Raw genomic sequence first — 23,684 nt, 5'->3', positions numbered from 1 at the left:
CGACGGCTCCGTCACCCCTGTGGACACACTCGCCCCTTCTTCAGGGCCGATGCGCTAGCTGGCTTTTGCGGCGACGGTCCCGTGCCGTTCGAGCGCCACGAGCGCCGCCTCAGCGCTGGCGCGCACAGCAGGGTCGGCGTCGTACTTGGACAGCCCCAGCAGGATGCGCCAGATCTCGCGGTCGGCCACCAATTGCCGCGCGGTCGCGAGAATCGCGAAGCACCGTGCGACGGTGGCGCGCACCTGGGGGCGGGGGTCGTCGGCCATCTTCTTGAGTTCGGGCACCATGCGCGCGAGTTCGCCGATCCGTGCGACGCGCGCCTCATCGCGCGCGGCCTGCTCTGCGGCGATCACCGGCGCGAGCCGCGGCGCGGGTTGGTGAGCCTGATGGTGTCCCGTCCAGAACGCGAGAGCGCGCAGCCGAGCATCGTCCTGCTGAGGGCGCACAGCGGCGCCAGCCATCGTTGTCATGTCTCTCGGGCGGCTCCATCGCGCCCGCTCCTGGGGCGTTAATGTACTCCGATTTGCCCGTTTTGCAAGGGGTCCTGACAAACCCGGCCAGCCCGCGCATCGGCCCTGTGTCCCGGCCCTGTGCCCACTCAGCGTCAGCTCGCCAGGCGCGGCACCTCTGAGCGTCCCGCGAAGGCCGGTAGTACGCGGCGTTCGATCATCGACAGCACCTCGGCCGCAGTCGCACTGGGGTCCTCGCTGGCGTGGACGGCGAACCGGCGGTCGGCAGAGCCGCCGTCCAGTTCCCGCAACCGCGCACTCAACCCGCCCACGGCGTGCACATCCTGGGCGCAGTACACGGCGGGGTCGGGGCTGACGGGCAGGGCCGGCTCCGTCTCGCGCCACTGCCGCCACGCCTCTCGCGGGACGGCGAGCACGTGGACGTCGAAACGCAGCGCCCCGACCGTGCCCCACGACAGGGGAGCAAAGCCCAGTCCCAGGTGCCACACCTCACTCGGGTAGTGGAAGCGATCGCCGTCTCCCACGAGCCCCCAACCGCTCAGCACGGGCACGATCTGCTGGTCGACCATCAGGCGAAAGGTGCGCTTGGCGCTGGGCACAGGCTCGACGGGCGGCAGGGATGCACGCAGTCGGCGGGAGCGGCTCCGCTCCCCCAAAGGAACGCTCATACCTCCTGTTCTACACAGAAAGGACGTATGCGTCGCGTTCAGAAGGTCACGTTCACATACCGTTCAGGCGGTCGGGAGGGCCGATGCGGGGGTTGGCTCCGCTGCGAAGGCGTCAGACGATGCGGCGCTGGGCGGCCCAGTGGGCAAGCTCGTGACGGTTGGTGAGCTGCAACTTGTGCAGCACCTTGCCCACGTGCGTCTCGACCGTCTTGATGGAGATGAAGAGCTTCTCCCCCACCTCGCGGTAGGTGTAGCCACGAGCAATCAGGCGCATGACCTCTTGCTCCCGTGCGGTGAGCTTGTCGAGGTCCTCATCTGCCGCGGCGACCTCTCCGCCAGCCGCGCCAAAGGCGTCGAGCACAAAGCCCGCCAGGCGTGGGGAGAACACGGCGTCGCCGGAGGCCACCCGGCGCACCGCATCGGACAGGTCCGGGCCGGAGATGGACTTGGTGACGTAGCCGCGCGCCCCCGCGCGGATGACGGACACGACATCCTCTGCCGCGTCCGAGACCGACAGTGCCAGCACGCGGGTGCCGTCGACCTTGCCCTTAATGTCGGCGAGCACGTCGAGCGCGCCACCGCCCTCACCGCCAGGAAGGTGGACGTCGAGGATCACGACCTGGGGCCGCGCGGAGAGGATCTCGGCGACCGCCGACTCGACGTCGCGGGCCTCGCCCACCACCTCGATGTCCGCGTCGAGCGACTGGCGCACGCCCACCCTGATCACATCGTGATCGTCGACGATCACCACTGTCACACTCATCTCGAGCCTCCTGTCGGCATGTGGATGGATACCTCGGTACGGGTCCCGATGGAACTGCGAATCTCTGCACTGCCGCCATGACGCGCGACGCGCCCCATGATGGACTGCCGGATGCCCAGGCGGTCCTCCGGCACGGTGTCGGGGTCAAAACCCGGGCCTGCATCACGCACGAACACCTCGTACTCGCGGGCAGTGAGCTCCGCGTAGACGGTGATGGGCCCCTCGCCGTGGCGGGCCGCATTGGCGACGGCCTCGCGCGAGGCCTGCACGACGGCGTGAAGGCGCTCGTCGGTAGGCCTATCCCCCACGCACACCACCTCGATGGCCACCCCGCTCGAGTCCTCGACCTCCGCGACAGCATCCTTCAGCGCCTGTGCAACGGACTCGTCCACCGTGGCCCGGTCCTGGTACAGGTAGGCGCGCAGATCTCGCTCCTGGGCCCGCGCGAGCCGGGCGACGGTGTCGGCCTCGTGGGCGCGGGCGCGAATCAGCGTGAGCGTCTGCAGCACCGAGTCGTGAAGGTGCGCGGCGATCTCCGCCCGCTCGTGGTCACGGATGCGCTCCTCGCGTTCGATGCCCACCTGGCGAATGAGTCGCAGCCACCACGGCGCAAGCAGCAAGGCCCCGCCCACCGCCACCACGATGGGCGTCACGATCGAGCGTGCCACCATGTTGTCGGTGTATTTCCACGCGGCGAACCACCACAGCGCCCCCACTCCGAGCGTGAGGCCTACAAGCAAACGGATCCACGCGTCGCGCCGGAAGATCCCTGCGACATCGAGCCGGCGCGCATCCTGGCCAAAGGCGCCGTCGAGGGGGCTCCACACCAGGCCCAAACCGGCGAAGTACACCACGAGCGGGATGATCCAGGGAGCGAGTTCCTGCGTTCCCCAGCGGTCGACAGCGAGGACCGCCGCGACCGCGAGCAGCGCCGCTCCCGCCAGCACACGCCACACCACCGGCACCCCCCGTCGCCGCGCAAGCGGGCGCGCGACAGGCAGGCTCGGGTGGCTGGTCATGGAGCCATCGTCACACAGGGCGCGTGCGGCGGGAACAAGGCTGAGCAGATGTCAGGGGCGCCGCCCCTCAAAGTTCAGGGGCGGATCAGGGTGTCACCTCATAGCCGAGCAGCTCGTGGCACGCGGACACTGGTGGAAGCATCGCCGTCATCACGGCGCACGAAACATCGCAAGGAGCATCATGACCGACATCCCGCCGCCTCCCAAGGAGGCCGCGTTCTTCACCAGCATCCGTCAATGGGGGCTGATGCGCGGCGACAACGGCGTCATTGGAGGCGTGGTCGAGGGACTGGGCCTGCGCGTGGGCATGGCGCGGGTGCCGGCCCGCCTCATCGTCGTGCTGATGTTGATCGCGCTACCCGGGGTGACCATGCTCGCCTACGCCGCCGCCTGGGGCCTGCTGCCCGACCGCCGCGGCAACATCATCATCCAGAACTTCGGTCGCGGCGTCACCAATGTGGGGGCCCTCCTGGGCATCGCGGCACTGAGCCTCATCGGCTTGGCGACGCTCGACAACGTCCCGGTACTCAACTTCTTTGGCTGGGGCGCCGTGGGTGCGCTGAACGAGTACGGCCACATCAGCGGTCCGTTCGACGCCATCGTGACGCTCGTGCGCGTCGCGATCCCGCTCACCCTGCTCGCCGGCGTCGTCGTCGCCATCGTCTTCGCGGTGCGACGTGGACGTCGCACCCCGCCGCCTGGCACGGGCCCGCACGTGCCACCGCCGCCGCCGGCGACCCCCGGCACGCCGACCGACGCAGCACCCCACTCTGAGCAGGGCCCCGTGAACGACGAGTCCGGCGACAGCGCTCGCGCGGGTGCCACGCCACCCCCGCCGCCGAGCGGAGATGCCGCTGGTGCAGCCGCGGCTGGTGCCGCGGCTGCGATGGCCACAGGCGCATCGGCCGTCAGCACGCACGGTGCGCCTGCACCCTGGGAGCCGGCGCTGCTGCCGGGCGACCCCCGTGCAGGCGTGGCGCCGTCACGTGGGGTCGCATCCCCGCCCCCCACCACCCACACGTACGACTACGGCACGGCCGCACCACAGCCGGGCGCACAGCGCTACGGATACTCCTACGACCCTGCGCTCGGCGGGCCTCGTGTCGCCGCTTCGCAGGCACCGCCTGCCCCTCCCGCTCCGCTCGCCGCTCCGGCGCGCGCCCCCAAGCGCCGTGTGCCCGGCCCTGGCAAGGGCGCGTGGCTCGCCTTCTTGGGTGTGCTGATCCTGTCAGCGGCAGTCGTGCTCGCGGTCGAGAGCAACGACCGGCTCGCGGTCAGCCCTGCCCTTGCATGGGGTGCCTGCGTGACCGTGGGACTCGGCGCCATCCTTGTCGTCGTCGCCTTGGCTGGCCGCCGCCTGGGGTTCTTGGGCTTCATGTCCATAGGCGCGGTGCTGCTGTCCGTAGCATTCGCGGGCAACGCGAACGAGATCCGCGACAACTACGACAATGGCTGGGGCTGGTGGGACGAGCCCAACCCGTGGTCCGAGGGCGTCATCACCGAGGAGTACGTCGAAGAAGTGCCCGAGATCGAGACCACGCCCGTCGACCTCACTTCCGAGGTAGGCGACGGGTTCTCCACCACCTACATCGCAGGCGCCTGTACCACCCCCGTCACGTACGACGCCTGGGAGGAGGCCTCGCTGTGGGGTGAGGACTCGGCAAGCATGCGGCTCGGCGAGATCACTGCCGACACCGAGATCGACCTCAACGCCACGCACACCCGTGTCACGGTGCCATCCGGAACCTCGCTCGTGATCGAAGGCGCTGGCGATACCACGGTGGTGTGGGCGGGACTCGACATCGAATGCCACAACTGGACCGAACCCGAATGGGATGAGTACGGACAACCCGACTACTCCCAGCCCAGCACGATATTCGAGGCCACCAACCCCGACGCCCCCGTGCTGACCCTCACCGCCGCCGACGGAGCCGTCATCTACCTCGAGGAGGTCACCCCGTGATCACCACCGACATTCGCCGCGGAGCGGGCCAGCGTGTGTCCGCCGCCGTGTGGGGCCTGCTGGTCATCGGCGCGGGCGTCACGTCCATGCTGGCCTATTCGGGCTACGAGATCGACCTCGAGCTTGCCGCCATCATCCTGCTCGCGAGTGTGGGCGGCTGGCTGCTCCTGACCTCCGCCATCTCCGGGCTGGGCCGTCGGCGCGAGGTCGCCGCCGCGACCGCTCCCGTGGTCGAGGAGCCCAGCGACGCCGTCGACCCGGGAGCCGATGAGGCCGTCGAGGAGCCTGCCGTGGCAGACGAGCACGCGGCCGACGAACCCGCCGTGGCAGAGGAGCCCGCGGCCGACGAACCCGCCGTGGCAGGCGAGCACGCGGTCGACGACGACGCCGTCGAGCAGGAGCCTGAGCCCACTAGTGACGAGTCCGAAGAACCCCAGCGCTAGCGAGAAGCCAGCACGCGCATCGGCCCTCCGAGGGTGCGATGAGCAAACGACGATGGCGGGACCCAACAGGGTCCCGCCATCGTCGTTTCACGGCCGCCGAGCGGACGTGAGTGCCTGCCAGGGTGCATGAGAGTCGCGAAGACCGACCACCACGTCCTGCTAGGGCGCTAGGACAGGGAGACCCTTACTCCCACTCGATGGTGCCCGGGGGCTTGCTCGTGACGTCGAGCACCACGCGGTTGACCTCCGACACCTCGTTGGTGATGCGGTTGGAGATGTGGGCGAGCACGTCGTAGGGAAGCCGCGACCAGTCGGCCGTCATAGCGTCCTCGGAGGACACGGGACGCAGCACGATCGGGTGGCCGTAGGTGCGGCCGTCGCCCTGCACTCCCACCGAGCGCACATCGGCGAGCAGCACCACGGGGCACTGCCAGATTTCCTGGTCGAGGCCGGCCTTCGACAGCTCCTCGCGGGCGATCGCGTCCGCGCGGCGCAGAATCTCCAAGCGCTCCCAGGTGACTTCGCCAATAATGCGGATGCCCAGGCCGGGGCCGGGGAACGGCTGGCGTCCCACGATCTCCTCGGGGATGCCGAGCTCGCGACCGACGGCGCGCACCTCGTCTTTGAACAGGGCGCGCAGCGGCTCGACGAGCGAGAACTGCAGGTCCTCGGGCAGTCCACCCACGTTGTGGTGGCTCTTGATGTTGGCTGCACCCTCGCCGCCGCCGGACTCGACGACGTCGGGGTACAACGTGCCCTGCACCAGGAACTCGACCTGCTCGCCGTGCGAGCCGGCCTCCTCGACCACCTGACGCGCGGCGTCCTCGAACACACGAATGAACTCGCGGCCAATGATCTTGCGCTTGGTCTCGGGGTCCGTGACACCGGCGAGGGCGGTGAGGAACCGCTCCTTCTCGTCACGGATGATGAGCCGCACCCCGGTGGAGGCGACAAAGTCCTTCTCGATCTGCTCGACCTCGCCGGCACGCATCAGGCCGTGGTCCACGTGGATGCACGTGAGCTGGTCGCCCACGGCCTTCTGCACGATCGCGGCAGCGACAGCGGAGTCGACTCCGCCGGACAGCGCGCAGATCACGCGCTTGTCACCCACCTGCTCGCGGATGATCGCGACCTGCTCGTCGATGATCGAGGCATTGGTCCAGTCGGGCGTGAGACCCGCGACGTTGTACAGGAAGTTCTCGATCGAGGCCTGACCCAGCGGCGAGTGCTTGACCTCGGGGTGCCACTGCACGCCGCACATCTTGAGCTCGAGGTTCTCGAAGGCCGCCACAGGCGCGCCCTCGGTGGTCGCGAGCACCTCGAAGCCGGGGGGCGCCTCTTGCACGGAGTCGCCGTGGCTCATCCACACCTCTTGGACGGCGGGACTACCCGCGAGGGCGGTGCCTGCCGTGTCGACCGACGCCTGAGTGCGGCCGTACTCCCGCAGTCCGGTCTTCGCGACGGTGCCGCCCATGGCCTGCGCCATCGCCTGGAAGCCGTAGCAAATGCCCATCACGGGGATGCCTGCCTCGAACAACGCGGGGTCCACCGACGGGGCGCCGTCCTCGTACACCGAGGAGGGCCCGCCGGACAGGATGACGGCCTGCGGGTTCTTGGCGAGCATGTCGGCCGCACTCATCGAGTGCGGCACCACCTCGGAGTAGATGCTCGCCTCGCGCACGCGGCGAGCGATCAGCTGCGCGTACTGCGCACCAAAGTCGACGACCAGGACGGGACGGTGCTGGGTGGTGACGGTCATGAGGCCTCCTTGGCGCCACGCAGCTCGCGCGCGACCCGGTGCTCGATGAAGAAGGACAGCAGCGGCACAACGCCGCCGAGGAACATGGTCGCGAGACGGCCGTAGCCCCAGCGCGCCTGCATCCACAGCTGCAGGACGGTCGCGACGTAGACGATGTAAACGAAGCCGTGGACCTGGGCGAGGATGCCCAGCCACTCCTCCATCGAATCCGAGGCAGTGAACACTCCCACGTAGCGCAGCATCCCTGCGAATACCAGGATCAGCATGAGTCCCGTGATGATCGCCATGACGCGGTAGCGCGTCAGGGCGCCGCTCGTGACGGCCGATGCGGGTGCTGGGCGAGGCGCGGCAGTCGCCGCGGTCTCGGGTTCAGTCACGGGGTCCTCCCTGGGAGTGGTCCTGCGCGGGGGCGGTGTCACCCTCCGGCGCTGCGCGTCCATTGTCCCGTATCCAGCGCCCACCCACGAACACGAAGAACGCCCCAAACAACCACCATTCGATCGCGTACGTGAGCGACCGGAAGTTCAGGGACCGCTCCGGCTCGACGATGGGCAGCGCACGCAGCCCGTCCTCGGGGGTCTGGGCGTTCATGAGCGTCGAGTACAGCGGCGAATCCCAGTACTGGGCCAGCACCGCGGGCGACAATCCCGGCACCCACATGGTGCCTACGGGTGGGTCCTCCCCGGGAGGTGCCGTGGGCGCCGCACCCTCGGCCGAGCGCAAGTGGCCGTCGACGCGGGAAGCTACTGGCGCATCGGCCATATACCCGGCGACCTCGTCCGGCGCGAGCCAGCCCACCACCACCGGCAGGGTGGCCTCTTCTCCTGTCCCGGTCGCGTCAGCGTCGACAGTGAAGGCGCGCACCACGAGCACGGCCTCCTGGCCGTCCACCTCGCGGTCGGGCACCAATGCGACGGGCGCGTCCGCCCATGAACCGTCCGCCCACACGTCGCGGCCCATGGCGGTGTCAGCATTGGTGGCGGGCGCGAGCAGATCGGCAATCGGCACGGCGGGATCGCTGAGGATCACCTCGCCCTGCGCAGAGGCGCGGGTCCACTGCCACCAGCCAAGGGAGCCGCAGAAGATCAGTGCGCCGAGCGCGACCACACTGACGAGACTGACGGGCACCCACCGTATGGGTCCGCGCGTGGTCATCGAGAAGATCGCTTGGTGCGGGTGGTGGTGCCACCCGATGCCGACGACTCGCCGCGGATGGTGCACACCCGGTCACGGCCATCAGCCTTGGCGGTGTACAGCGCCTGATCGGCGCGCATGATGGCGTGGTGGGGGCTGCCCGACTGGTCGCCGTAGGTCAGGCCAATCGACACCGTGATGGAGTGGTCGTGGTCGCCACAGGTCACGGGAGCCGCACCCACGCGAGAGCGCACTCGTTCCATCATGATGGTCGCGTCCGAGATGGTCGCTTCTGGCAGCACGAAGATGAACTCCTCACCGCCCCAGCGTCCCACAGAATCGGAGACCCTCAGCGCCCCCCTGAGACGCGCTCCCACGGCGGCGAGGACCTTGTCTCCGCAGGCGTGACCCCACTCGTCGTTCACGGCTTTGAAGTGGTCAAGGTCGGCCACAGCGAGGCAGAACTCCTCGCCCCCCGGCAGGCTCAGGTGCTCGAGCCGCTCCATCACCGGACGACGGGTCGCCAGCCCGGTGAGCGCATCGGTGTTGGCCAAATACTCGGCGCGGGCCGCACTCTCGGCGGCCTCCGAGCGGGCCTGCTCGGCGCGAAAATGCGTCAGGGCGGCGAGCACAAAGAGCGTGCTGCCCACCAGCAGGGCGTTCACGGAGAACATCGTGGCGAGCACGACCTCGGGCATCTCGACGCGCGCCGCCTCGACGGGGAAAGCAAACTGCGCCGTGAGGAAGGCCGCGAGCGCGGCGGCGGCGAAGAGCCAGCGCAGCGCCTGCTGGCGTTCGGTGAACACCAGAAACACGAGCTGTCCCGCGAGCAGCAGATGCAGGTGCAGCCCTGCCTCCCAGCCCACCCACACCGACACGGCCAGCAGCTGAACGACCGCACACGTCATGAACAGCAGCGCGGCGGCGAGTTGGCGGCCCAGCCTCGCGAGCAGGATCGCAGCGACGAACGCGAGAGAGAAGCCGATGTTGAGCGTGATCAGGCCGCTGAAGGCCTGAAAGTCAAAGGTCATGAAGAAGGCCGTGTACGACAGCGTGACGATCAGCCCGAACACCGCGACGGCATGGATGGTCGACACGGCACGTCCCTCTGCCCCGCCCAGGCGTCCCACCTTGCGGTCCAGCAGTCTGCCGACCACGTCACTGATCTGGTTCGCGCGTGCGCGATCCCCCCGACCGGCCCCCATGTTCTCCCTCCAAGCGGCCATCCGCGGCGGCCCCTCGTGTCCGCACGCGGCCCCCGGCCGTCTGCTCACCTTACTTGCCAGGACCCACACTCACCAGGGGTGTCACGGGCGCCTCACGGCTGGGCCGGTGGCCCAGCAAGCGCATCGGCTCGCACCACGTTGCGGCCGGCAGCCTTCGCTCGGTACAGCTGAGCGTCGGCAAACCCCAGGACTTGGTCGATGTGCGCCCCAGGCGTGGCCGCCGCGAGTCCGATGGAAACGGTCACGTGCGCGACCGCCTGGGGCGGGGCGTGCTCGGCCTGGATGGCTGCACGGGCGCTCTCCATGAGGGCGAGCCCTTGCGCGAGGTCCGCGCCGGGAACCACCACTAAGAATTCCTCGCCTCCCCACCGCGCCACGGTGCCGCGACCACCCACAGCGCTGACCAGCGTGCGGGCCACGTGCGCGAGCACCACGTCGCCAGCGCCGTGACCCAGACGGTCATTGACCTTCTTGAAGCGGTCGAGGTCGACCTGCGCCACACAGAACTGGCCGTGATGCGCAGCGTCGGCGAGCACGGGCGCCATCCCGCGGCGGTTCAGCACGCCCGTGAGGGCATCGGTACGGGCCGCGACCTGAGCCTCGTCGAGCAGACGCTGATTGTGGCGGCGCTGGCGCACAAAGAAGTAGTTGTTGAACCACGCGAGCATCGACACCACGATCACCACCACCATGACGTTGCCCGTCGCAAACCCGCGGATCTGCACCTCGGTCAGGGCGACTCTGCCCTGCGCAAAGGGCTCACCCGCATAGGTCCACACCAGCGCTGCCGTCGCCACCGCCGTGAGCGCGAGAGCGCCACGCCACTGCTGAGGTGTCAGCACTACAAAGGCCAACGCCCCGACCGTCAGGAGCGGCAACTGGAAGCCGGCATCGACGGAGAAAACTGAGGCGAGGTACACGAACTGCGCGATGGGAGCGGCAAGCCCCACGATGGCGGCGGCCAGGTGCCACTGACGTCGGTTGAGCACCAGGCACCCGCACCACACCCCCACGAGCAACAAGTGGGTGAGCGCGGGAGGGAGCGTGGCGGGCGGGTCCATCACAGCGATGGCAAGCACCCACGGCGCAGAGACCACCGCGGCGAGCAGAAAGAACCGATTGCTGGCCATGACGGAGCGCGCGAGCATCTGATCCATGGACGGCACGCCCATGTTGACGAACCTCAGAAAGGCTCGGGTGAGCGGACCGCGGGCCCGCGTGCTCGTCATGACGCCGCCTTGTTCCAGTGGGGACCGGAACCGGGGTCGCCAACGCCATCGCTCCCCCGGATGCCGCACCCGCGCCAAAGGTGCGGGTGTGGCGAGTGTAGGCTCGTTGGTCGATCAGCGGGAATGCGATGTGGCGCGATGCACACGCCTTCGCGCTCGCCACGCATCCCGCAGCGCGCGCCGCTCGGGACCTCCGTCGCAGGCGCGACGAACACTCCCGTGAAAGGATGTTGGACGTGGCACGGAGCATCTATATCGCTTCAGCAGAAGGCGACAGCGGCAAATCCACCATCGCGCTCGGAATCGTCAACCAGCTGGCCCGCACCGTGGGCCGCGTGGGCGTCTTCCGGCCAGTGGCGCGGGTCGCCGACGGTTCGGACTACGTCCTTGACCTCCTGCTGGGACACGACGCAATCGATCTGACCTACGACGAGGCCGTGGGCGTGACCTACGAGGACGTCCACCAGGACCCCGAGAAGGCCATCTCGACCATCATCTCCCGCTATCACGCGGTCGATCGCAAGTGCGATGCCGTCGTGATTGTCGGCACCGACTACACCGATATCACCGGTGCGGCTGAGTTCGAATTCAACGCGCGCATCGCCGCCAACCTGGGCTCCCCCGTGGCGCTCGTGGTGCACGGCCGCGACCGCACCCCTGAGGAGATCGCACGCGTGGTCGAACAGACCCGCGCCGAGCTCGAAGACAGCCATGCCCGCGTGGCCGCCGTCTTCGCCAACCGCTGCGATCCCGACCAGCTTGAGCAGATCCGCGCCGTCCTGCCCGCAGACATCGGCATGGGCGCCCTGCCCGAGGACCCCGTCCTCATTGCACCGCTGTTGTCGGCGCTCATGCAGTCTGTCGACGGCAGGCTCGTGTCCGGCGACGAGTCGCTCCTGTCGCGCGAAGTGCGCGCGGTGCTGATCGGCGCGATGACCCCCGAGCACCTGCTCGAGCACCTGGTCGACGGCGCCGTCGTCATTACCCCCGGCGACCGGTCTGATGCGCTCGTCACGCTGCTGTCCGCCCACGCCGCCGAGGGCTTCCCGTCGCTGGCCGGCGTCATCCTCAACGGTGGCTTTGCCACGCCCAGTCCCGTGGGCCGCTTGGTCGAAGGTCTGGGCTCGTCTCTGCCCATCATCACGACCGAGCACGGCACGTACGGCACCGCCCGCCGCGCCTGGAACACGCGCGGACGCCTGTCGCGCGAGTCGCAACTGAAGGTGGACCTCGCGCTGTCGATGTTCGACCGCCACGTTGACACCGACGCGCTCGGCGCCCTGCTCGACGTGGCACGCACCGACGTCATCACTCCGCTGATGTTCGAGTACGACCTTCTGGACCGTGCGCGCGCCACCCGCCAGCGCATCGTCCTTCCTGAAGGCGAAGACGACCGCATTCTGCGTGCCGCCTCGACGCTGCTCACCCGCGACGTGTGCGACCTGATCATCCTCGGCAACGAGGCCTCGATCCGTGCCCGCGCCGGCGAGCTCGGCCTCGAGATCGACGCTGCCCAGATCGTCTCGCCCCACGACGAGGAACTCGTCGAGCGTTTTGCGGCCGAGTACTACGAGCTGCGCAAGCACAAGGGCGCCACCATCGAGGCCGCGCGCGACCGTGTCCAGGACGTGAGCTACTTCGGCACCATGATGGTCCAGATGGGCTACGCGGACGGCATGGTGTCCGGCGCCGCGCACACCACGGCCCACACGATCATGCCGTCGTTCCAGATCATCAAGACGGTGCCCGGCACGTCCATCGTGTCCTCGGTGTTCCTGATGTGTCTGGCCGACCGCGTGCTGGTCTACGGCGACTGCGCCGTGAACCCTGACCCCACCGCCGAACAGCTCGCCGACATCGCCATCTCGTCCGCCGAGACCGCGCTGCAGTTCCACATCGAGCCGCGCGTGGCGATGCTGTCGTACTCGACCGGCGAGTCCGGCACTGGCTCCGACGTGGACAAGGTGCGCGAGGCCACCCGCCTGGTGCGCGAGCGCCGCCCCGACCTGTTGGTCGACGGGCCGATGCAGTACGACGCCGCCGTCGAGCCTTCCGTGGCCGCTGCTAAGGCTCCCGATTCTCCCGTGGCAGGCCAGGCCACCGTGCTGGTGTTCCCCGACCTCAACACCGGTAACAACACGTACAAGGCCGTCCAGCGCTCCGCAGGCGCGGTCGCGGTCGGCCCCGTTCTTCAGGGGCTCAACAAGCCCGTCAACGACCTGTCCCGCGGCGCGCTCGTCCAGGACATCGTCAACACCGTCGCCATCACGGCAATCCAGGCTCAGGGCCTGGACACCCAGGAGGGATAGTCCATGACTGTCAATTACGAAGGCCTCGCTCTGGTCCTGAACTGCGGCTCGAGCTCCGTGAAGTATCAGGTCGTGGACACCACGCAGGACGAGCCCCTGGCCTCCGGCCTGGTCGAGCGCGTCACCCAGCACACCGAGGCGATCCGCGAGATCATCGCCTCGCTGTCCGAGCCGGACTCCGGAGTGGACCTCAGCAAGCTCACCGTCGTTGGCCACCGCGTGGTCCAGGGCGGCGCGGAGTTCTCCGCCCCCACCATCGTCGACGATGAGGTGGAAAAGAAGATCGCCGTGCTGGCGACCCTCGCGCCTTTGCACAACCCGGCCAACCTGGCGGGCATCACCGCCGCTCGCGCAGCCTTCCCCGAGCTGCCGCACGTCGTGATCTTCGACACCGCGTTCCACTCGACCCTTCCCGAGGCGGCGTACACCTACGCGATCGACCGTCGGGTGGCGCAGGAGCACGGCGTGCGTCGCTACGGCTTCCACGGCACCTCGCACAGCTACGTCTCGCGCGAAACTGCCGCACTGATGGACCGCGACCCGGCTGACCTGTCGATGATCGTGCTGCACCTGGGCAACGGCGCATCGGCGACCGCAGTCCAGGGCGGCCACTCGGTCGACACCTCGATGGGCCTGACGCCGCTCGAGGGGCTCGTCATGGGAACGCGTTCCGGTGACATCGACCCTGCCGTCTCGCTGCACCTCGCTCGCACGGCCGGCATGACCATCGACGAGGTCGACGCGCTGCTGAACCGCCAGTCCGGCATGCTCGGCATGACCGGATACTCGGACATGCGCGACGTGTGGAAGGCGGCCGACGAGGGCTCGCGCGAGGCGCAGCTCGGACTCGAGGTCTATTGCCGTCGCATTCGCGGCTACGTGGGCCAGTACTTTGCCCAGATGGGTGCGCTCGACGCGATCACCTTCACCGCGGGCGTGGGCGAGAACGACGACCTGGTGCGTCTGCACTCGCTGCAGGGCCTCGAGGCGCTTGGCATCGTCATCGACCCCGAGCGCAATGCGGGTCGCAAGAAGACCGCGACGCTCATCAGCACTGATGACTCTCCCGTGCAGATCTGGGTGGTGCCCACCAACGAGGAGCGCGAGATCGCGTTGCAGTCCATCGCAGCGGTGTCCTAGTACGCGTACATTCTCCCGCTATGGGAGGAACATCCCATAGGTGTGACAAACGCCACATTGCGGTTTTCCAAGTGTTGCGAATGGTCGCGGTACAGTTGCGCAGATGGCCCTGAGACCTGGGGCGATGAGCAATGAGGACCCCCCAGTGATCGATGTCACCACCTGGACCGTGCACGCCACGCGCGAGCCATCACCGCACTTCATCGCGGCCATGGACCGGCGGTGGCGCGATGGCCTCCAGTGCGCCCAAGAGCACAAGGATGGACCCGCTCACACGGCAAGCCCTTGCGCCTGGCGCCAGTGCCCGCTGCATGCGCTCGCGTTGCTTCACGTGGACCGCGCGGCCCACAAGCGACGACTGCGCACCCAGTACTTTGGCTCGGGAGACTGCACGGCTACTGGCCACGGCTTCACGCCCATGTCTGACCTCATTCCGGGCGACATGTACGGGCCCGAGTCTCTTGAGGTTGCCCACACGGGCTCGCGCTCGCCGCTGGCTGCGGCCATCGAGGCGGCCAAGAGCGACCCCGGCCTGCTCGCCGTGACGGTCATCACCGAATCTCAGTTTGTCGACATCGACACGTTTGACGAGCACTCCGGGCAGTTGCTGCGCCCCGCGATGCACGGAGCGGTCCTGCCCTTTGTCTATGCCAGCGCGGACGAGACGGAAGACGACGCCTGGGAGCGTGAGGACCTGCTGCGGGCCAACGGCTACTCGACCTACACGCTCGACGCGACCGTGATGGGCGAGGACCCCCACGCGGCCCACAGCAACCTCGCGATCCTCATGGAGGACGTGCTCGACGAGATCGCGCATCTCAAGGTCGACGCCTCTGCGCGGATCGTCTCGCACGCCTCGTTGTGGCCGCTCATCGTGGTGCGTGCGCCGGAGACGTGGAACCCGGCGCGGGTCGCCACCCGATCGCAGTCTCACCACTGACCCCTCCCAGGTTGGTCACTTCTACCGCGCTCCGGGCTCCTGGCCGCGTTGCTTGGTCAGTTGGTGCACGGCTCGTGCCCAGCACGAGCGAGCACCAACTGACCAAGCAACGGCGCAGTTCGCTCGTGAGCCCGGAGAAGTGACCAAGTCGGGGCTAGGGGCGCAGCGCTCGCAGCCATTCACGGATCAACAGCACGCCAGCGACGGCAGAGTCATCGGCCAGCCGCGCGGTGCGCTCTCGCAGCGCTGGGACGGAGACGCCCCTCGCAGCAAGCTCGACCGAGTGCCCCATGAGCCACTGCTCGATGCGTTCGCCGTCAACCTCCGGGTGAAACTGCAACCCCAGGGCCGGCCCGCAACTGAACGCCTGGCACGGAGTTGCCGCTGTGGAGGCCAGCACCGTCGCCCCGGGAGGCGGCGTGATGGCATCGCCGTGCCAGTGCAGCACCGGCACACCCTCAAGGTGACGTAGCGGGCCGTCGTCTCCCTCGGGTGACAGGTCGACCTCTCCCCAGCCGATCTCGGGTGTGCCGGGCGCCACCGATCCGCCAAGGGCGTGGGCGAGCAATTGTGCTCCCAGGCACACCCCGATGGTGGGCAGCCCTGCCTCGACCCGCGCGCGCAGCAACGCCGCCTCCTGCGCCAGCACCGGGTAGGTCTCCAGGTCCGCGACCCCGATGGGTCCGCCGAGCACCACAAGCACCTCCGCGCGGGCCGCCTGGGCGAGGTCGTCGACGCCCGCGTCCAGATAGGTGACCTCGTACCCGTGCGCAGCGATCTCCGCCTCCCACACGCCCAGGTCTTCAAATGCGACGTGACGGATGACCGCGCACGTGCTCACCGGGGTCTCCGTCACGGCTTGAGGCCGCGGCGCTTGGCGAGGGCGCCTGAGATCACGCGCCAGCCCATCAGGAAGGCCGCCAGCACCAGGCTCGCCACCACCACAAACGACACCTGCACGCCCTGATCGCTCACGACCCGCAGCGCCATCCCGCCCGCGACGGTGCAGGCCCACACGACCACCCCCGTGGGCACGAGCGAACACGGGGCACGCCAGCCGCGCACCAGAAGCCAGCCCAGCGCGGCACCCACGAGGAACGGCCACGCCGTCGTCGCGAGCCCCAGACCGTTGTCACCCAGGATGCCCTCGTCGTGACTTGCCCGCCCCACGGCCGCGAACACAATCACGGCGGCCGCGTCGATGCCTGCAGCACCCAGGGCTGCTTGCTTGATGTTCATGTGACGCCCTCTCTGTCCCGCCCAGTGTGCCGCACCGGCCTGCATCGACACGCGCAGGCACGACTACCCTTGTCGGGTGGCTCACCTCCTTGGCGCGCAGGCGCTTCATCTTGACTTCGGCACCGGCACTGTCCTCGACTCGGTGACGGTGGGCCTCGACGACGGCGACCGCATCGGCATCGTGGGCGCCAACGGCGCGGGCAAGTCCTCCCTTCTCAAGGTGCTTGCTGGCCGGCTCGAGCCCCACGGCGGCCAGGTCACCATCGCCAGGGGAACGCGCATCGGCGTGTTGGACCAGTCCGACCACGTCGACGAATCACTCACGGTGCGCGAGGCGATCGTCGGCAATGCCGACGACCACGAATGGGCCTCCGACCCGCGCATTCGCGACGTCATGTCGGGGCTGGTGCCCGACCTCCCGGCCGATGCCGTGGTGGGCTCCCTCTCGGGAGGCCAGCAGCGCAGGGTCGCCCTTGCGCACGTGCTGGTCGAGGACCACGATGCGATCTTCCTCGATGAGCCCACCAACCACCTCGACGTCGAGGGCGTGGCGTGGCTCGCCGATCACCTGACGCGCCGCTGGGCGCGCGGGCGCGGCGCACTCGCTGTGGTCACTCACGACCGCTGGTTCCTCGACGCTGTCACGACTCACACCTGGGAGGTCGTCAACGGCAGCGTCGAGCAGTACGAGGGCGGCTACGCGGCCTACGTCCTCCAGCGCGTCGAGCGCGACCGGATCGCCGCGGCCACCGAGTCCAAGCGACAGAACCTCATGCGCAAGGAGCTCGCGTGGCTGCGCCGCGGAGCCCCCGCGCGCACCTCCAAGCCCAAGTTCCGCATCGACGCCGCGAACGCCCTGATCGCCGACGTCCCGCCCGTGCGCGACCAGGTCCAGCTCACCCGCATGGCCACCGCCCGGCTGGGCAAGGACGTCGTCGAGCTGATCCGCGCGAGCGTCCAGTACCCCGGCATGGAACGGCCCGTGCTCGACGGCGTGGACTGGAACATCGGCCCCGGCGACCGGTTCGGCATTCTGGGCGAGAACGGCGCGGGCAAGTCCACGCTGCTGCGCCTGATCACCGGCGAGCAGGAGCCCACCAGCGGGCGGGTCAAGACCGGTATGACCGTGCGCGTCGCGCAGCTGAGCCAGCAACTCGCCGAGCTCGATGAGCACGCCGAGGAGCGAGTGTCGGGCGTCGTGAAGCGGTTCCGGTCCATCGAGCTCGCCGACGGCTCCGAGATGACGCCCACCCAGCTGCTCGAGCGCCTGGGCTTTACGAGCGCCCAGCTCAAGACCCAGGTGGGACGCCTGTCCGGCGGCCAGCGCCGCCGCCTGCAACTGCTGCTGGTGCTGCTCAGCGAGCCCAATGTGCTGGTGCTCGACGAGCCCACGAACGACCTCGACACGGACATCCTGGCCGCGATGGAGGACCTGCTGGACTCGTGGCCCGGCACGCTCATTGTGGTCAGCCACGACCGCTACCTCATGGAGCGCGTCACCGACCAGCAGTTCGCCGTCGTGGATGGCGGCGTGCGTCACCTGCCCGGCGGAGTCGACGAGTACGTCGCGCTGTCCCGCGAGCGCCGCACCCGAGTGGGAGGCGTGGGGACGTTCGGCGCTGGCTCAGCCGGCGCATCGGCCCCTGGCGCTGCGTCTCGTGACAGTTTCGAACCTCGGCACTCCGACTCGCCGGGCGACACCCCCGCTACCGAGGTAGCCACCGGCGTGGCGTCCGCCAAGATGTTCGGAACTGTCAGCACGGCCGATTCGCCCGCGAGTGCCGCACCCGCCGCCCCTGCCCTGTCGGGGGCCGAGCGACGCGCGCTCGAGAAGGAGCTCACGAGCGTCGAGCGGCGCATGCAGCGCATCGAGCTCGACACGGCCAAGATCCACGAGGACATGGCGACCCACGACCAGTCGGACTACGCGGGACTCGCGTCCCTGAACGACCGCCTGCGTGCGATGAGCACGGAGACCGCCGAGCTCGAAGAACGCTGGCTCGAGCTCGGCGATCAACTCAGTTGAGTTCTACCCGCGCTTGAACGCGTCGCCGAGCTTCATGCGCCCGCCGGTGTTGAGCACGGCACCCGCGTAGACGCGACCCGCGACCCAGGTGAGCGCGGGGATCGTGATCAGGCACAGCACGATCGCGAGCCCCACTTCCCACGGCTCGATCGCACCGAAGGCGGAGCGCATGGGCACCATGAACGGAGCGAAGAACGGGATCTGGGTGAGCACCTTGGTGATGGTGCCGTCGGGGTTGGCCGGCACCAAGTAGATCGCAAGGTACAGCGGTCCCATGAGCAGCAGCATCATGGGGGTGGTGACCGCACCAATGTCCTCCTGGCGAGACACGAGCGCCGCGAGGCCGCCGAAGAACACCACGAAGACCGCAAAGCCCAGCACGAACCAGACGCAGAAGTTCATGAGCAGCGGGCCCGGCTCCAGTGGCAACAGCCCGAACAGGTCGAGGTACCACGCCGCGAAGATCAGCGGCAACACGATCACCGCTGCCTGCACGAGCGCGTAGAGCCCCACGCCCAGCACCTTGCCTCCGAGCAGGGTCGCGGGCCGCACGGTGGCGAGCAGAATCTCGACCACACGCGAGGACTTCTCCTCGACCACGCCCATCATGATCACGGACGCACTCTGGATGAGGATCACGAACAGCACGATGATCACGACCAGGCCCGCGGCGAACGCAGCGCCATCAAACTCGCCGGTGTCGCCGACGATCGTTACGGCGGGTACCGCCTGCGCGAGCGATGCCGAGACGTCCGCGGGGTCGCCGCCGAGGTCGGTGACTGCGTGGTCGAGCACGATCGCCTGCGTGGCACCCTGGACGAGCGCGCTCAGCGTCTGGTCGCCGCCGCCGAGGTAGACCTCCGGGGTCTCGGGCGCGCCAGTAATGATGGCGTGCACACCCTCGGGCATCTCGCCGTCAGTCGCAGGTGCGTCGACGTCCGCCTGCTCGAAGTCGTAGTCGACCTCCTGAGCCGCAGCGGCGCCCTCGAGGTAAGGGATCAGTTCTGCTGCGGAGCCGTTGACCTCGACCACCGCGGGTTCGCCGTCGTCCTGAAGGAACGGCTTGGCGATCACGGCACCGGCCACGACGATCACGACCATGATGGCCATCGAGATGAGGTTCGCCTTGGACAGCGTGCGGGTGCGGAACTCGCGCTTGGCGATCAGCCACATCATGCGGCCACCTCCTCGGTCTCGGAGACCACGTCTCGGAACAGGTCGGTCAGGCTGGGGCGCACGGGAGCAAACTCCGTCACCGTGCCGCCCGCGACGGCCGATGCGAGGACGGCCTGAGCGGCCTCGCTCGACTCGGTCTCGATCAGGTAGCGGCCGGGGCCGTCCGAGGTCACCGTCACCCCGGTGGTGGCGACGGGCGCCGCACCGGAGGTCGCGAGAGACCAGCGCAGGGTGTCGGTAGTGCGCAGTTCGTCGATGGTGCCGTTGGCAACCAGCCGCCCCGACTTCACGATGCCGACCCGGTCGCACAGCCGCTCGACGAGTTCGAGCTGGTGCGAGGAGAAGATGACGGGCACGCCGCGGTCGGCCTGCGAGCGCAGCACGTCGCTCATCACGGCGACGGCCACGGGGTCCAGGCCAGAGAACGGCTCGTCGAGCACGAGGATGTCGGGCGAGTGCACCAGCGCAGAGGCGAGCTGGACGCGCTGCTGGTTACCCAGCGACAGCTTCTCCACGTCGTCCCCGCGCCGCTCGGCAACCCCGAGCACCTCGGTCCAGTGCTCCATGGCGGCGGTCGCGGCGGCGGCGTCCAGGCCGTGCAGGCGAGCCAGGTACGTGAGCTGCTCGCCCACCTTCATGCGCGGGTAGAGCCCGCGCTCCTCGGGCATGTAGCCAATGCGCCTGCGGACGTCGAGGCCGACTGGCTTGCCATCCCAGGTGACGGCTCCCGCATCGGCCTTGAGAACGCCGAGCACAATGCGCATGGTGGTGGTCTTGCCTGCTCCGTTGGAGCCGACGAAGCCGAACAACTCGCCGGCGGCGACGCTGAACGACACGTCGTTCAGCGCACGCACCTCTCCGTAGGACTTGCTGAGGCCTTGGATGTCAAGCGTCGTCACTCGTGATCCTCCTGGTTGTGGGCACCGCACCACCCTATGGGACACCCCCGCCGCGCGCCCTCGGCCACGAGGCCGACCTTGGACCCTTGCAGTCTCCTACCCGACTGGAGACACTCACGGCATGACCTACCTCGTCAACGCAGCCAAGGCCGCTGCCGCGAGCATCGGCGTGAACGACCCGCTCGCGCACGCAGTTCGCATCCAAGCCGTCAATGAGCAAGATGTCCGAGCCATCGAGGCATGCCAAGACGTGTCGGCGCTCGAGGCGCTACGAGCGGGCCTCACCGAACGCACTCGTGGTGATCTCAGCGGCCACGCGGTCAGCGTCGCCGTCCTCGCGGTCTTCGCCGGTGTTGTCACCGCGCTGTGGCCACCGCCCGCGTCGCTCATCGGCCAACTGGCGGCCCTAGGGGTGCTCATCCTCTTGCTCACGGCGATGTTCACGGTGTCACGCGCAGCAGCGCCGCGCGCCGAGGCCTGGATCTACCTGCTCGACCGCCAGCTCAGCAAACTCAACCTTCCGGCAGGCACCGACATCAACACCTTCGCGCCCCACGGAGTATTTAAGCCGTCCTTCGCCCCGTCACTGATCACGATTGTGCGCCCGACCGTCGACGCTGACAAAGGCTGCGCGCCCGAGCCTAAGTGAACGCACGGTGACGCCCGAGCGGCACCCCGTGCGCATCGGCCCGTCCGGTGCGATGCTGGGGGAAACCAGCGAGGACACGGAGGTCACCATGACGGCACAGGCGTGGAGCAACCGGACGGCGGATGCTGCCAGCGAGCAGGAGATTGGCGCGATCGACAGGTGGTGGCGGGCGTCCAACTATCTGAGCGTGGGACAGATCTACCTGCTCGACAACCCGTTGCTGCGCGAGCAACTGCACCGCGACCACGTGAAGCCGCGCCTGGTGGGCCACTGGGGCACCACGCCCGGCCTGAACTTCCTCTACGCCCACCTCAACCGCATGATTCGGGCGCGTCAGCAGCCCACGATGTACATCATCGGCCCTGGACACGGGGGGCCCGGCCTGGTGGCTGCGAGCTTCCTCGAGGGCACCTACACGGACACGTACCCGGACGTCTCGCGCGACGAACGGGGCCTCAAGCGCCTGTTCAAGCAGTTCTCGTTCCCCGGCGGCATCCCCTCGCACGTGGCGCCCGAGACCCCCGGCTCCATTCACGAGGGCGGCGAGTTGGGCTACGCGCTGAGCCACGCGTACGGGGCGGCGTTCGACAACCCGGACCTGCTGGTTGCGGCGATCGTCGGCGACGGCGAGGCGGAGACCGGACCGCTCGCGACGTCGTGGCACTCCAACAAGTTCATCAACCCCGCGACCGACGGCGTGGTGTTGCCCATCCTGCACCTCAACGGCTACAAGATTGCCAACCCCACGGTGCTCGCGCGCATCTCCGACGACGAACTCGAGTCGCTTATGCGCGGCTACGGCCACAAGCCGCACGTGTTCGTTGCGGGCTTTGACGACGAAAGCCACGAGTCCATCCATGCCCGGTTTGCCGCGCTGGTGGACGACGTGATGGACGAGATCGCGGCGATCAAGGCCGAGGCCCGCGACAACCCCACCATGGACCGCCCGCAGTGGCCCATGATCGTGCTGCGCACCCCCAAGGGCTGGACCTGCCCCGACGAGATCGACGGCCACCGCACCGAGGGCTCGTGGCGCGCTCACCAGGTGCCGCTGTCGAGCGCCCGCGACACCGACGAACACCTCCACACCCTCGAGGGATGGCTGCAGTCCTACCGACCCGACGAGTTGTTTGACGATGCGGGTGCACCCAAGGGCGAGACGGTCGAGATTGCGCCCGACGGCGAGCTGCGCATGTCCGCCCGGCCCGAGGCCAACGGCGGCGTACTGCTGCGCGACCTACGCATGCCCGACTTCCGCGACTTTGCCGTGGACGTGCCCTCACCCGGCGCGGGGCCCGAGCAGGGCACCAAGCAACTGGGCTCCTTCCTGCGCGAGGTGATGCGCGCCAACCCCGACAACTTCCGCATCTTCGCGCCGGACGAGCTGGCCTCGAACCGCCTGCAAGACGTGCTCGAGGTCACCGACAAGGTGTGGCAGGCCGAGCGCGAAGACGACGGCGCCCACACCGGCCCCTCCGGCCGCGTGATCGAGATGCTCTCCGAGCACCAGTGCCAAGGCTGGCTCGAGGGCTACCTGCTGACCGGCCGCCACGGCCTGTTCACGTCGTACGAGGCCTTCATCCACATTGTCGATTCGATGGTCAACCAGCACGCCAAGTGGCTCAAGGTCTCGCGCGAACTCCCGTGGCGTCAGCCCATCGCGTCACTGAACTACCTGCTATCGAGTCACGTGTGGCGGCAGGACCACAACGGCTTCTCGCATCAGGACCCCGGGTTCATCGACCACGTGGTGAACAAGAAGGCCGAGATCGTGCGCGTGTACCTGCCCGCCGACGCCAACACCCTGCTGTCGACCTACGACCACTGCCTGCGCTCGCGTGACTACGTCAACGTGGTGATCGCCGGCAAGCAGCCCCAGGCCCAGTGGCTCACCATGGACCAGGCCATCGACCACTGCACGCGCGGCCTGGGCATCTGGGACTTCGCCTCCAACGTGCCGCTGGGCGAGGAGCCCGACGTGGTGCTCGCGGCGGCTGGCGACGTGCCGACCATCGAGATTCTCGCGGCCGTCGACATCATCCGTCGGGAGCTGCCTGACCTCAAGGTGCGCATGATCAACATCGTCGATCTCATGCGCCTGCAGCCCGAGGAGGAACACCCCCACGGCCTGTCCGACCGCGAGTTCGACCACCTGTTCACCACCGACAAGCCGGTGATCTTCAACTACCACGGCTACCCGTGGCTCATCCACCGCCTCACCTACCGCCGCAACGGCCACGACAACATCCACGTGCGCGGCTACAAGGAGGAGGGCACCACCACCACGCCGTTCGACATGGCGATGCTCAACGACATCGACCGCTACCACCTGGTGATGGACGTGATCGATCGGGTGCCCGGACTCGGCACTCGCGCCGCGGCGCTACGCCAGGACCTGTTCGACCGGCGCCTCGCGGCCCGACGCTACGCCCGCGAGCACGGTGCGGACATCCCCGTGGTGGCCGACTGGGTGTGGCCCGACGCCGAGGGTGGCGACTTCGAGAAGGCACAGGGCGCCCTCGCGACGGGCGGTGACAACGAGTAGCGGCTCGCCGCACCCTCCCTCCCCCGGTTCGCGTAGACCTGGCCCACTTGTGCGCGGGCCGTGCGCGCTACGCGTAGGTGAGGGTC

The 23,684-nt window shown here is 68.6% G+C and carries 21 protein-coding genes; 8 read left to right on the top strand and 13 right to left on the bottom strand.

What is annotated here, in order from left to right:
• Positions 1-54 precede the first annotated feature (54 nt).
• The 4 genes from ACK5NO_RS09785 to ACK5NO_RS09770 form a co-directional block, all read right to left on the bottom strand.
• On the bottom strand, positions 55-471 hold the full coding sequence (locus ACK5NO_RS09785) for a hypothetical protein (protein ID WP_416812486.1): 417 nt from the start codon (positions 469-471) through the stop codon (positions 55-57).
• 134 nt (positions 472-605) lie between these two features.
• On the bottom strand, positions 606-1,139 hold the full coding sequence (locus ACK5NO_RS09780; RefSeq protein WP_416812485.1) for a hypothetical protein: 534 nt from the start codon (positions 1,137-1,139) through the stop codon (positions 606-608).
• Between the two features lie 112 nt (positions 1,140-1,251).
• Positions 1,252-1,902 (bottom strand): response regulator, encoded by a 651-nt coding sequence (locus ACK5NO_RS09775; protein ID WP_416812484.1) that lies wholly within the window; start codon positions 1,900-1,902, stop codon positions 1,252-1,254.
• Positions 1,899-2,921 (bottom strand): sensor histidine kinase, encoded by a 1,023-nt coding sequence (locus ACK5NO_RS09770; protein WP_416812483.1) that lies wholly within the window; start codon positions 2,919-2,921, stop codon positions 1,899-1,901. Before ACK5NO_RS09770 ends, ACK5NO_RS09775 begins: the two co-directional genes overlap by 4 nt.
• A 181-nt stretch (positions 2,922-3,102) precedes the next feature.
• Between ACK5NO_RS09770 and ACK5NO_RS09765 the strand changes: the two genes are divergently transcribed.
• Positions 3,103-4,884, top strand: a complete 1,782-nt coding sequence (locus tag ACK5NO_RS09765; protein ID WP_416812482.1) for a PspC domain-containing protein — start codon at positions 3,103-3,105, stop codon at positions 4,882-4,884.
• The gene (locus ACK5NO_RS09760; RefSeq protein WP_416812481.1) at positions 4,881-5,327 is read left to right on the top strand and encodes a hypothetical protein; all 447 of its coding nucleotides are present in this window, start codon (positions 4,881-4,883) and stop codon (positions 5,325-5,327) included. Before ACK5NO_RS09765 ends, ACK5NO_RS09760 begins: the two co-directional genes overlap by 4 nt.
• 184 nt (positions 5,328-5,511) lie before the next feature.
• Here ACK5NO_RS09760 and guaA read toward each other — a convergent pair whose 3' ends face one another.
• From guaA to ACK5NO_RS09735, 5 genes are all read right to left on the bottom strand, one after another.
• On the bottom strand, positions 5,512-7,086 hold the full coding sequence (gene guaA, locus ACK5NO_RS09755; RefSeq protein ID WP_416812480.1) for a glutamine-hydrolyzing GMP synthase: 1,575 nt from the start codon (positions 7,084-7,086) through the stop codon (positions 5,512-5,514).
• Positions 7,083-7,463: a DUF3817 domain-containing protein gene (locus ACK5NO_RS09750; RefSeq protein WP_416812479.1), complete on the bottom strand. Its 381-nt coding sequence runs from the start codon at positions 7,461-7,463 to the stop codon at positions 7,083-7,085. Before ACK5NO_RS09750 ends, guaA begins: the two co-directional genes overlap by 4 nt.
• On the bottom strand, positions 7,456-8,241 hold the full coding sequence (locus ACK5NO_RS09745) for an SURF1 family protein (RefSeq protein WP_416812478.1): 786 nt from the start codon (positions 8,239-8,241) through the stop codon (positions 7,456-7,458). The genes ACK5NO_RS09750 and ACK5NO_RS09745 overlap by 8 nt, the downstream gene beginning before the upstream one ends.
• Entirely contained in the window at positions 8,238-9,425 is a 1,188-nt protein-coding gene (locus ACK5NO_RS09740; RefSeq protein WP_416812477.1) for a diguanylate cyclase, read from the bottom strand. The genes ACK5NO_RS09745 and ACK5NO_RS09740 overlap by 4 nt, the downstream gene beginning before the upstream one ends.
• A 113-nt stretch (positions 9,426-9,538) precedes the next feature.
• Positions 9,539-10,675, bottom strand: coding sequence for a diguanylate cyclase (locus tag ACK5NO_RS09735; RefSeq protein WP_416812476.1), 1,137 nt, complete (start codon positions 10,673-10,675; stop codon positions 9,539-9,541).
• A gap of 227 nt (positions 10,676-10,902) precedes the next feature.
• On the opposite strand from ACK5NO_RS09735, the gene pta reads away from it, so the two are divergent.
• The 3 genes from pta (at position 10,903) to ACK5NO_RS09720 (ending at position 15,064) form a co-directional block, all read left to right on the top strand.
• Positions 10,903-12,984, top strand: a complete 2,082-nt coding sequence (gene pta / locus ACK5NO_RS09730; RefSeq protein ID WP_416812542.1) for a phosphate acetyltransferase — start codon at positions 10,903-10,905, stop codon at positions 12,982-12,984.
• Between the two features lie 3 nt (positions 12,985-12,987).
• Positions 12,988-14,124 carry an acetate/propionate family kinase gene (locus ACK5NO_RS09725; RefSeq protein WP_416812475.1) on the top strand — a complete coding sequence of 379 codons (1,137 nt, stop codon included), beginning with the start codon at positions 12,988-12,990 and terminating at the stop codon, positions 14,122-14,124.
• 145 nt (positions 14,125-14,269) lie between these two features.
• Positions 14,270-15,064 carry a hypothetical protein gene (locus ACK5NO_RS09720; RefSeq protein WP_416812474.1) on the top strand — a complete coding sequence of 265 codons (795 nt, stop codon included), beginning with the start codon at positions 14,270-14,272 and terminating at the stop codon, positions 15,062-15,064.
• 154 nt (positions 15,065-15,218) lie between these two features.
• On the opposite strand, the gene ACK5NO_RS09715 is transcribed toward ACK5NO_RS09720, so the two are convergent.
• Both ACK5NO_RS09715 and ACK5NO_RS09710 read right to left on the bottom strand, forming a co-directional pair.
• Positions 15,219-15,920 carry a glutamine amidotransferase gene (locus tag ACK5NO_RS09715; protein ID WP_416812473.1) on the bottom strand — a complete coding sequence of 234 codons (702 nt, stop codon included), beginning with the start codon at positions 15,918-15,920 and terminating at the stop codon, positions 15,219-15,221.
• Positions 15,917-16,303, bottom strand: coding sequence for a DUF3054 domain-containing protein (locus ACK5NO_RS09710; protein ID WP_416812472.1), 387 nt, complete (start codon positions 16,301-16,303; stop codon positions 15,917-15,919). The genes ACK5NO_RS09715 and ACK5NO_RS09710 overlap by 4 nt, the downstream gene beginning before the upstream one ends.
• 76 nt (positions 16,304-16,379) lie before the next feature.
• Here ACK5NO_RS09710 and ACK5NO_RS09705 point away from each other — a divergent pair, with 76 nt between their 5' ends.
• Positions 16,380-18,329 carry an ABC-F family ATP-binding cassette domain-containing protein gene (locus tag ACK5NO_RS09705; RefSeq protein ID WP_416812471.1) on the top strand — a complete coding sequence of 650 codons (1,950 nt, stop codon included), beginning with the start codon at positions 16,380-16,382 and terminating at the stop codon, positions 18,327-18,329.
• A gap of 3 nt (positions 18,330-18,332) precedes the next feature.
• Here the strand turns inward: ACK5NO_RS09705 and ACK5NO_RS09700 are convergent, their stop codons facing one another.
• Both ACK5NO_RS09700 and ACK5NO_RS09695 read right to left on the bottom strand, forming a co-directional pair.
• Positions 18,333-19,505, bottom strand: a complete 1,173-nt coding sequence (locus ACK5NO_RS09700) for an ABC transporter permease (RefSeq protein WP_416812470.1) — start codon at positions 19,503-19,505, stop codon at positions 18,333-18,335.
• A complete protein-coding gene (locus ACK5NO_RS09695; protein WP_416812469.1) occupies positions 19,502-20,404 on the bottom strand; it encodes an ABC transporter ATP-binding protein in 903 nt (300 codons plus the stop codon). Before ACK5NO_RS09695 ends, ACK5NO_RS09700 begins: the two co-directional genes overlap by 4 nt.
• Before the next feature lie 121 nt (positions 20,405-20,525).
• On the opposite strand from ACK5NO_RS09695, the gene ACK5NO_RS09690 reads away from it, so the two are divergent.
• Both ACK5NO_RS09690 and ACK5NO_RS09685 read left to right on the top strand, forming a co-directional pair.
• Entirely contained in the window at positions 20,526-21,053 is a 528-nt protein-coding gene (locus ACK5NO_RS09690; protein WP_416812468.1) for a hypothetical protein, read from the top strand.
• 52 nt (positions 21,054-21,105) lie between these two features.
• The gene (locus ACK5NO_RS09685; RefSeq protein WP_416812541.1) at positions 21,106-23,598 is read left to right on the top strand and encodes a phosphoketolase; all 2,493 of its coding nucleotides are present in this window, start codon (positions 21,106-21,108) and stop codon (positions 23,596-23,598) included.
• Positions 23,599-23,684 lie beyond the last annotated feature (86 nt).

The sequence above is a fragment of the Demequina sp. genome, from assembly GCF_047975725.1.
Lineage (GTDB): Bacteria > Actinomycetota > Actinomycetes > Actinomycetales > Demequinaceae > Demequina.
Note: the sequence above shows the minus strand (reverse complement) of the source record. Positions and strands in the feature narration are given on the sequence as shown.